The 13084-nt window shown below is 71.2% G+C and carries 14 protein-coding genes; 13 read left to right on the top strand and 1 reads right to left on the bottom strand.

From position 1 onward, the window contains the following. The first annotated feature begins 116 nt into the window (after positions 1-116). The 4 genes from QQM67_RS15545 (at position 117) to QQM67_RS15530 (ending at position 2452) form a co-directional block, all read left to right on the top strand. Positions 117-650 (top strand): GNAT family N-acetyltransferase, encoded by a 534-nt coding sequence (locus QQM67_RS15545; RefSeq protein WP_314174418.1) that lies wholly within the window; start codon positions 117-119, stop codon positions 648-650. 8 nt (positions 651-658) lie between these two features. Beyond that, positions 659-1444, top strand: coding sequence for a class I SAM-dependent methyltransferase (locus QQM67_RS15540; RefSeq protein ID WP_314174417.1), 786 nt, complete (start codon positions 659-661; stop codon positions 1442-1444). 165 nt (positions 1445-1609) lie between these two features. Then, a complete protein-coding gene (locus QQM67_RS15535; RefSeq protein WP_314174416.1) occupies positions 1610-1990 on the top strand; it encodes a VOC family protein in 381 nt (126 codons plus the stop codon). A gap of 108 nt (positions 1991-2098) precedes the next feature. Continuing rightward, a complete protein-coding gene (locus QQM67_RS15530) occupies positions 2099-2452 on the top strand; it encodes a VOC family protein (RefSeq protein ID WP_314174415.1) in 354 nt (117 codons plus the stop codon). Between the two features lie 73 nt (positions 2453-2525). Here QQM67_RS15530 and QQM67_RS15525 read toward each other — a convergent pair whose 3' ends face one another. After that, entirely contained in the window at positions 2526-3524 is a 999-nt protein-coding gene (locus QQM67_RS15525; protein WP_314174414.1) for a Gfo/Idh/MocA family oxidoreductase, read from the bottom strand. 237 nt (positions 3525-3761) lie between these two features. On the opposite strand from QQM67_RS15525, the gene QQM67_RS15520 reads away from it, so the two are divergent. The 9 genes from QQM67_RS15520 to QQM67_RS15480 all read left to right on the top strand — a co-directional run bounded on the left by QQM67_RS15520 (position 3762) and on the right by QQM67_RS15480 (position 13018). Continuing rightward, a complete protein-coding gene (locus QQM67_RS15520; protein WP_314174504.1) occupies positions 3762-4484 on the top strand; it encodes a GntR family transcriptional regulator in 723 nt (240 codons plus the stop codon). Positions 4485-4619: 135 nt separating this feature from the next. After that, positions 4620-5630 carry a sugar ABC transporter substrate-binding protein gene (locus QQM67_RS15515; protein WP_314174413.1) on the top strand — a complete coding sequence of 337 codons (1011 nt, stop codon included), beginning with the start codon at positions 4620-4622 and terminating at the stop codon, positions 5628-5630. Positions 5631-5807: 177 nt separating this feature from the next. Beyond that, complete coding sequence (locus tag QQM67_RS15510; protein ID WP_314174412.1) at positions 5808-6947, top strand: ABC transporter permease; 1140 nt, start codon at positions 5808-5810, stop codon at positions 6945-6947. Then, complete coding sequence (locus QQM67_RS15505) at positions 6944-7912, top strand: ATP-binding cassette domain-containing protein (RefSeq protein WP_314174411.1); 969 nt, start codon at positions 6944-6946, stop codon at positions 7910-7912. The genes QQM67_RS15510 and QQM67_RS15505 overlap by 4 nt, the downstream gene beginning before the upstream one ends. A gap of 266 nt (positions 7913-8178) precedes the next feature. Next, on the top strand, positions 8179-9333 hold the full coding sequence (locus QQM67_RS15500) for an ROK family glucokinase (RefSeq protein ID WP_314174503.1): 1155 nt from the start codon (positions 8179-8181) through the stop codon (positions 9331-9333). Next, positions 9330-9893, top strand: a complete 564-nt coding sequence (locus tag QQM67_RS15495) for a hypothetical protein (protein WP_314174410.1) — start codon at positions 9330-9332, stop codon at positions 9891-9893. The genes QQM67_RS15500 and QQM67_RS15495 overlap by 4 nt, the downstream gene beginning before the upstream one ends. Before the next feature lie 81 nt (positions 9894-9974). Next, positions 9975-11219 (top strand): bifunctional 3-oxoadipate enol-lactonase/4-carboxymuconolactone decarboxylase PcaDC, encoded by a 1245-nt coding sequence (gene pcaDC / locus QQM67_RS15490; protein WP_314174502.1) that lies wholly within the window; start codon positions 9975-9977, stop codon positions 11217-11219. 371 nt (positions 11220-11590) lie between these two features. Continuing rightward, on the top strand, positions 11591-12229 hold the full coding sequence (locus tag QQM67_RS15485) for an MBL fold metallo-hydrolase (protein WP_314174409.1): 639 nt from the start codon (positions 11591-11593) through the stop codon (positions 12227-12229). Positions 12230-12238: 9 nt separating this feature from the next. Then, positions 12239-13018: an exodeoxyribonuclease III gene (locus tag QQM67_RS15480; RefSeq protein WP_314174408.1), complete on the top strand. Its 780-nt coding sequence runs from the start codon at positions 12239-12241 to the stop codon at positions 13016-13018. The last annotated feature ends 66 nt before the right edge of the window (positions 13019-13084 follow it).

Genomic DNA, 13084 nt, shown 5'->3' with positions numbered 1-13084 from the left:
GAGACACGGGCGTGGAGAGGCCGAGGAGGCATCGCCGTCGAGGAGCCGCATGTTCCGCCTCACATGCCTCCGGAACCCCCACCTCACCGGCACATGAGGAATCTAGTCTGTGCGCAATGAAAATCAGGGAGTGCCGGGAAGAGGACGTGGCATTGCTCGACGAGCACATGCCCTGCCCCGGTGCTGCCTTCGACCACGCCTCGCGCTTCGTCCGGCACCGGGACGGCCTCAGCACCCTCCTCGTCGCATGGCGCGACGGACTGCCCGTCGGCAGCTGCGAGGTCCTGTGGGAGGGCTGCCAGGCACCGGAGGTGAGGGCCGTGCACCCCACGTGCTCCGAGATCAGCGGCCTCGGGCTCTGGCCGGAGACGCTCCGCTCCCAGACCGTGGGCGCCGCCCTCATCCACGCGGCCGAGCAACTCGTCCTCGGGCGGGGCCGGTTCAGCATCGGCGTGGGCGTCGAGAAGAACAACCCGCGCACCGAGGACCTCTACAAGAGGCTCGGCTACCGCCCCTCGACCCCGTACCTCGACCTCGGGTCGTACGAGGACAGTGCCGGTCTCATCCACCGGGTGGCCGACGCGTGCACGTTCATGGTCAAGGACCTGACGCCGGCTGACGCGATCGCCGTCCGGGAGACCCAGCCCTGACCCGGTCGATGCGTGGCTCGTTCGACGCCGCCCTGGATTCGTGGCGGGCGTGGCAGGAGAGCCCGTGGGGCCGACTGCGGTACACACTCGCCGAGTTCAACCTTCAGCGGCGGCTGGCCGGGCTCGGCCCCGGGCCCCTGCGGGTGCTGGACCTCGCGGGCGCCGACGGCGGTGACGCCGTGCGGCTGCTGCGGCGCGGACACCACGTCACCATCGCGGACTTCTCCCCGGGCATGCTCGCCGCCGCGCGCGAACGGGCGCGGCAGGCCGGGGCGGGCGACCGCCTGCGCACCGTCGAGGCGGACGTCTTCGAGCTGCCCGCGTCCGTCTCCGGCGAGCGCTACGACGTCGTGCTGTGCCACAACCTTCTCCAGTACGTGGCCGATCCGGCGCTCGCGGTCCGCACGGCGGCCTCCCACGTACGGGGCGGCGGGTTGCTCTCCGTCATGGCGGTCAACCGGCACGCCGCGCCTCTCGGCCTCGCCGTGCGCTCGCTCGATCCGGTGGCGGCGCTCGACGCCCTGGACCGGCGTACGTCCCACGGCGAGACCTTCGACTCCGAACTGACCCTCCACACGGCCGAGGAGATCACGCCGCTGCTCGCCGAGGCGGGCTGCACCGGCATCGAGCACTGCGGCATCCGCAACGTCAACGACCACATCACGGACGACGCGCGCAAGCACGACCCGGAGTTCTTCGCCGCGCTGGAGGCGCTGGAGCTGGCGATGACGAACCGCCATCCCTATCCGCACACGGCGAAGATCTTCCAACTCCTCGCCACCGCGGGCGACTAGGGGGTGTCCTCGGAGCCGACCGCGCGGCTTCCCTTCTGCCCCGAAATCGTTTCGCCCGTGCTCACCCCGTCCCGGTACGCTCGCGGGGTCGTTTTCACTGCTGGGAGCCCATGAGCTTCGCGTGCGGTCTCCCTGGCGGTCCTCAGGCTGAGAGCAGGTTCCCTTATGGCATGTCGTATCGGTGAGCTCGTCCTCGGGTGCCGGGACCCCGAGCTGCTGGCGCGGTTCTGGTGCGAGGTCCTGGACTTCGTCGTGCTCGATCGGGAGGACGACGGCACGCTGGAGATCGGGCCGCGCGAAGGGTTCGGCGGTCCGCAGCCGACGATCATCCTCAGCCGCAGGGACGAGCCGGAGAAGGGCAAGTCCCGGCTGCACATCGACGTCAACGCCACCGACCGCGATCAGGACGCCGAGCTCGAACGCCTTCTGAACATCGGTGCCCGCCCGGCCGACATCGGCCAGACAGGCGAGGAGCAGTGGCACGTCCTGACCGACCCCGAAGGCAATGAGTTCTGTCTGCTCAAGGCCCGCCTCGACCCGCTCTGACGCGACTCGGCCACGTCTCGGGACCAGCCGGCGCCGGCCACCGCCCCCACTCCGTACGACTCCATCCGGCCGGGCGGACGCCCGGCCGGCCGACCCACGGGAGCCTCGATGTCCGTCCGCCGCGTCGTACCCGACATCCGTACCGACGCCATGGAGGAGAGCCGCGATTTCTACGGATCGCTCGGCCTGGAAGAGGTCATGGACATGGGCTGGGTCGTGACGCTCGCCTCGCCCTCCAACGCCACGGCCCAAGTCATCCTCATGACGGAGGACATGACCGCTCCCGTCCCGCCCGACCTCAGCGTCGAGGTCGAGGACGTCGACGCGGTGTACGAGGCCATGCATGCCCGCGAGGCGGAGATCGTGCGGCCGTTGCAGGACGAGGAGTGGGGCGTGCGCCGCTTCTTCGTCAGGGACCCGAACGGGCGCGTGGTCAACGTCCTGAGCCACAACCAGGCCTGAGCCGGTACTCCGCCGGGGCGGGCCCCCAACCGTCGGTCGCGCCCGCCCCGTCGGGTTCCGGCTCCGCCGGCCGCTACGCCAGTTCCTCCACCGCCACCGGGCGCCCCTCGTGCCGCGAGCGCTCGCACGCCTCGGCGATGCGCAGCGCCGCCAACGCCTCGTATCCGTCGCAGGGGTTGGGCGCCTCGCCCCGCACCGCCCGTACGAACGCGGCGAGTTCGGACTCGTACGCGGGGGCGAACCGCTCGAGAAAGCCGGGCCAGGGCGTGCCCTGCGAGGCGCTCGCCGTGGGCTCGACGGAGGTGAGCGGCGTGCGGGCGTCGAGGCCGACCGCGATCTGGTCCTTCTCGCCGGCGAGTTCCATGCGTACGTCGTAGCCCGCGCCGTTGACGCGGGTGGCCGTCGCCGTGCACAGCAGGCCGTCGTCGAGTGTGAGCAGGACGGCGGCGGTGTCGACGTCGCCCGCCGCGCGGAACATCTCGGGGCCGGCGTCCGATCCGGCCGCGTACACGGAGATCACCTCGCGGCCGGTCACCCAGCGCAGCGCGTCGAAGTCGTGCACGAGGCAGTCGCGGTAGAGGCCGCCGGAGAGCGGAATGTACTCGGCGGGCGGCGGCGCCGGGTCCGACGTCGCGGCCCGTACGGTGTGCAGCCTCCCCAGCGAGCCGGACCGCACGGCGGCGCGGGCGGCCGCGTACCCCGCGTCGAAGCGGCGCATGAAGCCGATCTGGAGCAGGAGCCCCGCGTCGTCGACGGTGCGCAGGGCGTCCATCGTGCCGGGCAGGTCGAGGGCGATCGGCTTCTCGCAGAAGACAGGCACTCCGCGTGAGGCGGCCGCCTGGATCAGCCCCGCGTGGGACGAGGTCGCCGAGGCGATCACGACGGCGTCGAGATCGCGGGAGAGGAGTTCGTCGGGGGAGGGGGCGAGGGTCGCGCCGAGGTCCGAGGCCACCGCGGCGGCGCGTGCGGCGTCCACGTCGGTGACGAGCAGCTCGCTCACCTCGGGTTCGGCGGTGAGAGTACGGGCGTGGAAGGTGCCGATCCGGCCGGTGCCGATGAGTCCGATGCGCATGGGGGTACGTTCGCCCGCGCCCTCAGGAGCTGTCAATACTTTGTCAGGACAATTGGACGAGCGTGCCGTACCGGCCGAAGAGGAGCCGGGGTGCGCCGGGAAGAGCGGCGTTGTCCAGGAGCGGCGCCGCTACGGCTCGCTTTGTCCGGACAACCGAACTTACGCCTTCCGGCGAACCGCCCGGCCCACTACGCTCCCCTCGTGGCAAAGAATGATCCCGTGGACCTGGAGTTCAGCGTGGACCGCAGCAGCCCGGTCCCGCTCTACTTCCAGCTGGCCCAACAGCTCGAGACCGCCATCGAACGCGGACGACTCTCCCCCGGAAGCCTGCTCGGCAACGAGATCGAGCTCGCCGGGCGGCTGGGCCTGTCCCGCCCCACGGTGCGTCAGGCCATCCAATCGCTCGTCGACAAGGGCCTGTTGGTGCGGCGGCGCGGCATCGGCACGCAGGTCGTGCACAGTCAGGTGCGGCGCCCGCTGGAGCTGAGCAGCCTCTACGACGATCTGGAGGCCGCCGGTCAGCGCCCCGCCACGCGGCTGCTGCTGTACGAGAAGGAGGAGGCCACGGCCGAGGTCGCCGCCGCCCTGTCCGTGGCCGAGGGCGCCGAGGTGCGGCGCGTGGAGCGGCTCCGGCTGACCCACGGCGAGCCGATGGCGTTCCTCCGCAACCATCTGCCGGGCGATCTGCTCCAGGGGGAGAGCGGTGAGGAGCTGGAGTCCACGGGCCTCTACCGGCTCATGCGCGGGCTCGGCGTGACGCTGCACAGCGCGCGGCAGTCCGTCGGCGCACGGGCCGCGACCGCCGAGGAGGCCAAGCTGCTGGGGGAGGACGCGGGTGCGCCGCTGCTGACCATGGAGCGGACGACCTTCGACGACACGGGCCGCCCCGTCGAGTACGCCTCGCACCTGTACCGTGCCTCCCGCTACGCCTTCGAGTTCCAGCTCCTCGTACGCTCCTGACGAGCGCGGCGGCGGGCCATGGCGCTTCCGGGCTCCCCGAGTCCAGGCCCCTCAGCTTTGTTCGGACAAACTCTCATGGAGAATGTTCGGACAAAGTATTGACGCCCCGCTCCGGCCCCGGCTACAACTCCGCTCATGGTCCTTCGGCGTAGAGCACTAAGAGCGACAACTGTGGCGGCAGCCCTGACGAGCGCGGCCCTTCTCGCCGCCGGATGCAGCAGTTCCGGCGGCAAGGGCGGCGAGGAGAACAGCGACGGCGCGGGCGGCGGCAAGGGCGTCGACACACCGCGCATGACGATCGCGATGGTCTCCCACTCCGGGGAGGGCGACACCTTCTGGGACATCGTGCAGAGCGGAGCGAAGGACGCGGCCCGCAAGGACAACGTCCAGTTCGACTACTCGCACGACGACGAGGCGGGCCGCCAGGCGCAGCTCGTGAAGTCGGCCATCGACAAGAAGGTCGACGGCCTGATCGTCACGCTCGCCAAGCCGGACGCGATGAAGGGCGTCGTCAAGAAGGCGGTGAAGGCCGGGATTCCGGTCATCACCATCAACTCCGGCGGCGAGTTCTCCAAGGAGTTCGGCGCCCTCTCGCACATCGGCCAGGACGAGGCGATCGCGGGTGAGGCCGTCGGCGACGAGCTGAACAAGCGCGACCGCAAGAAGGCGCTGTGCGTCATCCACGAGCAGGGCAACGTCTCCCTCGAAGACCGCTGCGCCGGCGCGAAGAAGACGTTCGACGGCGAGATGAGCACGCTCAACGTCGACGGCACCAACATGCCGGACGTGCAGTCCTCCGTGGAGGCCAAGCTCCAGTCGGACAGCAAGATCGACACCGTCCTCACGCTGGGCGCCCCCTTCGCGGCGACGTCGGCGAAGGCCAAGGAGAAGGCCGGCAGCAAGGCGGAGATCGACACCTTCGATCTCAACGCGCAGGTCGTGAAGGGCCTCAAGGACGACAGCTTCGGCTTCGCCGTCGATCAGCAGCCCTACCTCCAGGGGTACGAGGCGGTCGACTCCCTGTGGCTCAACTCCTACAACGCCAACGAACTGGGCGGCGGCAAGCCCGTGCTGACCGGGCCGCAGATCGTCACGGACAAGGACGTGCCACGGCTGGAGAAGTACACCAAGCGCGGCACCCGGTGAGATCCCTCCGCAGGCGGATCGCCGATACTGGCGCGGGCCTCCGCGCCGGTAGCGGCGACCGCCGCGGGCGCCGGGCATCGAGTCGGGACCGCCGCAGGGGCGGGCACTGACCGGCCCGCAGATCCTCACGACGAAGGACGCATCCACCTTGCAGAAGTACACGAAGCGGGGAACGCGATGACGGCTGCACCCACACCCACACCGTCCGACGCCCCCGAGGCGGCGGAAGAGAACGCGACCACCGCGACCGCACAGTCCGGAGGCGCCGGCGCCGCGAAGGACGCCGGCAAGGCCGCGGGCACCGACGACCGTCTGGTGCACCGCTCGCTGCTCCAGCGGCTGCTGGGGCGACCCGAACTCGGCGCCGTCGTCGGCGCTGTCGCCGTCTTCATCGTCTTCTCGGTGGTCGCCGACAGCTTCCTGCGCGCCTCCAGCCTCTCCACGGTCCTCTACGCCTCCTCGACCCTGGGGATCATGGCGGTGCCGGTGGCGCTGCTGATGATCGGCGGCGAGTTCGACCTCTCGACCGGCGTGATGGTCACCACGTCGTCGCTGGTCTCCTCGATGTTCAGCTACCAGATGACGGCCAACGTCTGGGTGGGCGTCCTCGTCTCGCTGCTCGTCACGCTGGCCATCGGCCTCTTCAACGGCTACATGCTCGTACGTACGAAGCTGCCGAGCTTCATCATCACGCTCGGCACGTTCCTGATGCTGACGGGCCTCAACCTCGGCCTGACGAAGCTCATCAGCGGCACCGTCTCCACCAAGACCATCTCCGACATGGACGGGTTCGCCTCGGCCAAGGCGGTCTTCGCCTCCGAGCTGACGATCGGAGGGGCGGACATCCAGATCACCGTCGTGTGGTGGCTGGTGCTGGTGGCGCTGGCGACGTGGCTGCTGCTGCGCACGAAGGCCGGCAACTGGATCTTCGCGGTCGGGGGCGGGCAGCACACCGCCCGCGCGGTCGGCGTCCCCGTCGCCCGTACCAAGATCGGCCTGTATCTCGGGGTCGCGCTGGGCGCGTGGATCTCGGGCCAGCATCTGCTCTTCAACTACGACGTCGTCCAGTCCGGCGAGGGCGTGGGCAACGAGCTGATCTACATCGCCGCGGCCGTCATCGGCGGCTGTCTGCTGACCGGCGGCTACGGTTCGGCGGTCGGCGCCGCCGTGGGCGCCTTCATCTTCGGCATGACGAGCAAGGGCATCGTGTACGCGCAGTGGGAGCCCGACTGGTTCAAGTTCTTCCTCGGGGCGATGCTGCTGGTCGCCGTGCTGCTCAACGCGTACATACGCAGGCGGGCGGAGGCGAACCGATGACCGCGGACAAGGACGGGAACGTGGCGGACAGCGCACCCAAGGACGCTCAGGACGCCGAGGGAACCCAGGACGTCCAGGACGTCCAGGACGTCCAGGACGCCCGGAGGACGCGGACAGTTCAGGACGCGACGGCGGCGACGGACGACCCGGCACCGGCGGCGGCGCAGGACGCGCCTCCGCTCGTGGAGCTCACCGACGTCAGCAAGTTCTACGGCAACATCCGGGCCCTCCAGGACGTCTCCCTCACGGTGCACGCGGGCGAGATCACCTGCGTGCTCGGCGACAACGGCGCCGGAAAGTCGACCCTGATCAAGATCGTCGCGGGCCTGCACCAGCACGACTCGGGCACGTTCCGGATCAACGGCGAGGAGGCACGGCTCTCCTCCCCGCGCGAGGCCCTGGACCGGGGCATCGCCACGGTCTACCAGGACCTCGCCGTCGTGCCGCTGATGCCCGTGTGGCGCAACTTCTTCCTCGGCTCCGAGCCGACCAAGGGGCGCGGGCCCTTCCGGCGGCTCGACGTCGAGCACATGCGCCGTACGACACACAGCGAACTGCTGCGCATGGGCATCGACCTGCGCGACGTCGACCAGCCCATCGGCACCCTCTCGGGCGGCGAGCGCCAGTGCGTCGCGATCGCCCGCGCCGTCTACTTCGGCGCGAAGGTGCTGGTCCTGGACGAGCCGACCGCGGCCCTCGGCGTCAAGCAGTCGGGCGTCGTGCTGAAGTACGTGGCGGCGGCGCGCGACGCCGGGCTGGGAGTCGTGCTGATCACGCACAACCCCCACCACGCGTATCTCGTCGGAGACCGCTTCGTACTGCTCAAGCGGGGCGCGATGGCCGGCAGCCACCGCAAGGAGGGGCTGGAGCTGGACGAGCTGACCCGGCAGATGTCCGGCGGCAGCGAGCTGGAGCAGCTCAGCCACGAGCTGGAGCGTGCGCAGGTCCCGCAGCACCTGTCGTGAGGCGGCGGCGACGGTCGCGGGGCGCCGGGGCCACGGGTCGCGGGAGTTCGGAGTACGGGGGCTCCGGTTGCGGACTCCGGGGCCGCGGATTCCGGGCGGGCCCCGCGTCGTTGCTGGTGAGAGGCCCGAGGCGCCGCCGGGCCGCGCGGTAAGGCAGAATCGGCCAGTGGGCCGGGGTACGGGGGGACCGTACGGCCTGGCCCACGAACGACCCGACCCGTGGCCCAGAGCCAGCAGCCGCGCACAGGAAAGGCCGCGCAGTGAGCATGTACCGAGAGCGCGCGGACCGTGACCGTCTCTACCGCCGCTCCGCGCCGAGCGCCAGCGTCCTGCGGACCGTCAGCACCAGGGAGCGGCGTTCGCCCCTGTCCGCGCCCCGCGTGCCCACCGTCGGCATCGACATCGGGGGCACCAAGGTGATGGGCGGCGTCGTCGACGCCGACGGCCACATCCTGGAGCAGGTGCGCGCCGAGACGCCCGAGAAGTCCAAGAGCCCCAAGGTCGTCGAGGACACCATCGCCGAGTTGGTCCTGGACCTCTCCGACCGGCACGACGTGCACGCCGTGGGCATCGGCGCCGCGGGCTGGGTCGACGCCGACCGCTCCCGCGTGCTCTTCGCGCCGCATCTGGCCTGGCGCGACGAGCCGCTCAAGGACGCGCTCACCGCGCGCCTCGCCGTCCCCGTCATGGTCGACAACGACGCCAACACCGCCGCCTGGGGCGAGTGGCGCTTCGGCGCCGGCCGCGGCGAGGACAACCTCGTGATGATCACCCTCGGTACGGGCATCGGCGGCGCCATCCTGGAGAACGGCCAGGTCAAGCGCGGAAAGTACGGTGTGGCGGGCGAGTTCGGGCACATGCAGGTCGTGCCCGGCGGCCACCGCTGCCCCTGCGGGAACCGCGGCTGCTGGGAGCAGTACAGCTCCGGCAACGCCCTCGTGCGCGAGGCGCGCGAGCTGGCCGTCGCCGAATCGCCCGTGGCGTACGGGCTGATCGAACGCGTCGGCGGCCACATCTCGGAGATCACCGGGCCGCTCATCACCGAACTCGCCCGCGACGGCGACGCCATGTGCACCGAGCTGCTCCAGGACATCGGCCACTGGCTCGGGGTGGGCATCGCCAATCTGGCGGCCGCCCTCGACCCCGGCGGCTTCGTGATCGGCGGCGGGGTCAGCGCCGCCGACGAACTGCTCATCGACCCGGCCCGCGAGGCATTCAAGCGCCATCTCACGGGTCGCGGATACCGGCCGGAGGCCACCATCGCCAAGGCACAACTCGGCCCGGAGGCGGGCATGGTCGGCGCCGCCGACCTGGCACGCCTCGTCGCCCGCCGCTTCCGCCGCGCCAACCGCCGCCGCCTGGAGAGATACGAGCGCTATGAACGGGCCGCGGACAACCTGCGACGGGCGGTGGGCCAGTGACCACCACGGCGCCGCAGAGCGTGCGACCGTCGCAGCGTCCTCCGCACCGGCCGCGCCACCGCGTGCTCACGCTGCTCATCGTCGTGATGCTGATCGCGATCCCCGGCGGATACATCGTCAAGTCGGCCTTCGAGAGCCGGGCCAGCGGCGAGAAGAAGGAACGCAACGCCGCCGCCACCAACCTCACGTACGGCTGGCCCAGCAAGGTCCAGCGCAGCGTCTACGACGTCCCCCTGCCGTCCAAGTCCAGCCACTACGCCTTCTACGAGACCAACTCGTGGCAGACCAGCTCGCTGTACGTGCAGTTCCGCGTCCCCAAGAAGGAGCTCGACGACTTCCTGGACGATGTCGGGACCAGCTCTTCCGCGCTGCGCCCGGGGCACGTCACCATCAGCGACAAGCATGCGGAGAGGGTCGGCTGGGACCTGCACAAGGACGGCCACGAATACGCGGGCACCACCTACCGGCAGGAGAAGAGCCGGCCGGATGTGGCGATCACGGTCGACCGCAGCTACAAGCGCATGCCCCGTGTATATGTCGTGTCCACCGTGAAGTTCTGATGTACGGGGCAATGCCCCTGTGGCCGCGTCCCGGCAGGCGCTGGGTAGCGTGGCCGCGTGAGCGAGAAGCAGAGTGACCGGATGTTGCAACACCGCCTCGACGGCCCCGACGGCGCCCCCGTGCTCGTACTCGGTCCGGCCCTCGGCACGACCTGGCACATGTGGGACCGGCAGATCCCTGAACTGACCCGCAATTGGCGCGTTCTCCGCTTCGACCTGCCAGGTCACGGCGGAGCCCCCGCGCACGCCGCCGACTCGGCGACCTCGCTCGCCGAGCGCGTCCTGGCGACCCTCGACTCCCTGGGCGTCCAGCGCTTCGGCTTCGCGGGGTGCTCGATAGGCGGCGCGGTCGGCATCCAGCTCGGCCTGCTGGCCCGCGAACGGCTCTCCTCGCTCGCCCTCATCTCCAGCTCGCCCCGCTTCGGCACCGCGGACGCCTGGCGGCAGCGCGGCGTCGTCGTCCGTACGAACGGGCTCGACCCCATCGCCCGCTCGACGCCCGAGCGGTGGTTCACCGAGAGCTTCATCGAGGCCCAGCCCGCGATCGTGGAGTGGGCCGTGCAGATGGTCCGCACGACCGATCCCGGCTGCTACATCGCGGCCTGCGAGGTGCTCGCCGCCTTCGACGTACGCAGCGACCTGGGCAGCATCGGCGTACCCACGCTGGTCGTCGCCGGCGCGGAGGACGAGGCGACGCCGCCCGCCGACGCGCGTGCGCTCGTCGCCGGGATACCGGACGCGAGACTCGCGATAGTGCCCGGGGCCTCACATCTGACTCCCGTCGAACAGCCGGGCGCCGTCACGGAGTTGATCATCAGGCACTTCACCACCGGCTGGCAGGAGTCCTCGGCCGGCCCGCCCGCGCCCGCTCCCGTCATCGCGCCCCGGCCGGCGCCCACCGGCGCCATCGCCGAACTGGAGTCCGCGGACGCCGTCGTGGCCCGCGGCGACTCGTACGACGCGGGCATGAAGGTACGCCGCGAGGTCCTCGGCGACGCGCACGTGGACCGGGCGCAGGAGAACGCCGACGACTTCACCCGGGACTTCCAGGACTTCGTCACCCGCTACGCGTGGGGCGAGGTGTGGACGCGGCCCGGCATCGACCGGCGCACGCGCAGCGTGATCACGCTCACCGCGCTCGTCTCGCGGGGCCACTACGACGAGCTGGCCTTCCACATCCGCGCGGCCCTGCGCAACGGGCTCACACCGGAGGAGATCAAGGAGGTGCTCCTCCAGACCGCGGTCTACGCGGGCGTCCCGGCCGCGCACTCCGCGTTCTCGGTGGCCCAGCGCGTGATCCTGGAGGAGACCACCCCGGACGAGTAGTCCCCTGCCGGCGCGGGCCCGCCCCGGCAGGGCGCTGGGCGATCCGGGCCTCCCGGGCCGCCACGGCCGTGGGCCCCGCAGGGCCCGGTCCTGCCGCCGCGGCGTGCGACGGTCCGGCAGCATGTGCGGCGGCCTGCGGTGCGGCCGGGGCCGCGCAAGTGCCGTGCTGGCGGCCGTCGTTCGTGCCGCCGCACTCTCGCCGTCGTGGCCGCTCGCCGTCGCGGCGGGGGAGGGAAGGCGGGCCAAGCCCGCCGTCTGAGGACGCCGTCGCGGCGGGGATGGCCCGGGGGACCCCGGGGCCCGGGGGGCCTCGGGGTGGTCGCGCGGCGAGGTCGGCCCGGGCGCCGCAGGCAGCAGGCACAATGGGGCCCATGAAGCTGATCAAGAAGGGACACGCCTGCGTACGGATCGAGCGGGACGGGCGCACGCTCGTCATCGACCCCGGAGGCTTCAGCGAGGGCGACGCCGCCGTCGGGGCCGACGCGATCCTCGTCACGCACGAGCACGCGGACCACTTCGACGAGAGCAGGCTGCGCGCCGCCATGGAGGCCAACCCGGCGGCGCAGATCTGGACGCAGCGCAGCGTCGCCGAGAAGATCTCCACGACCTTCCCCGGCCGCGTGCACATCGTCGGCGAAGGCGACACCTTCGAGGCGGCCGGATTCGAGGTCGAGGTGCACGGGCAGCTGCACGCCGTGATCCACCCCGACATCCCGCGCATCGCCAACTGCGGCTATCTCGTGGACGGTTCGCTCTTCCACCCCGGCGACGCCCTGACCGTCCCGGGCCGCTCCCTCGACACGCTGCTGCTGCCCGTGCACGCGCCCTGGAGCAAGGTCTCCGAGATCATCGACTACGTGCGCGAGGTCGCACCGCGCCGCGCCATCGACGTACACGACGGGCTTCTCGCGGACCGGGCGCGGCCGGTCTACGACAGGATGATCGGCGACCTGGGCGGCGTGGAGCACGGCCGACTGGCCCCCGGCGAGAGTGTCGGTGTCGCGCGGTAGATTCACGGCATGCGTATCGCGACCTGGAACGTCAATTCCATCGGAGCCCGTCTGCCGAAGCTGCTGGCGTGGCTGGAGTCCTCGGCCCCCGACGTGGTCTGCCTCCAGGAGCTGAAGTGCTCCGCGGAGGCGTTTCCCGGCTCCGAAATCGCCGCGCTCGGCTACGAGTCGCTGGTCAACGGCGACGGGCGGTGGAACGGGGTCGCGGTGCTCTCCCGCGTCGGCCTGGCCGACACCGTCCTGGGCCTCCCCGAGGGCCCGGCGTACGACGGCGGGGAGGAGTCCCGCGCCGCGGCCGCCACATGCGGCGGCGTCCGAGTGTGGTCGGTGTACGTGCCGAACGGCCGCGAGGTCGGCCACCCGCACTACGACTACAAGCTGCGGTGGCTGGAGGCCCTGCGCCTCACGGCGCAGCGCGAGGCGCCCGGCGACCTGCCGTTCGCGATACTCGGCGACTACAACATCGCCCCGACCGACGAAGACGTCTACGACCGGGCCGAGTTCGAGGGCTCGACACACGTCACCGAGCCGGAGCGTGCCGCTCTCGCGGCCCTGCGCGAGACAGGCCTGACGGATGTGATGCCCCGTCCCCTGAAGTACGACCACCCGTACACGTACTGGGACTACCGGCAGCTGTGCTTCCCCAAGAACCGTGGCATGCGCATCGACCTCGTCTACGGCAACGCCCCGTTCGGCGCGGCCGTCAAGGACGCCTACGTCGACCGGGAGGCACGGAAGGGCAAGGGCGCCTCCGACCACGCCCCCGTCGTGGTCGACATCGAACTCTGACCGGGGTGCCCGGGGCGGGGCGCCCGCAGGCGCCCCGCCCAGGACCCAGTCCGCGCCCCGGACCGG

This window comes from Streptomyces winkii (genome assembly GCF_032248595.1).
Classification (GTDB): Bacteria; Actinomycetota; Actinomycetes; order Streptomycetales; family Streptomycetaceae; genus Streptomyces; species Streptomyces winkii.
The sequence above is the reverse complement of the archived record's forward strand: the minus strand, read 5'-3'. Positions and strand labels throughout refer to the sequence as shown.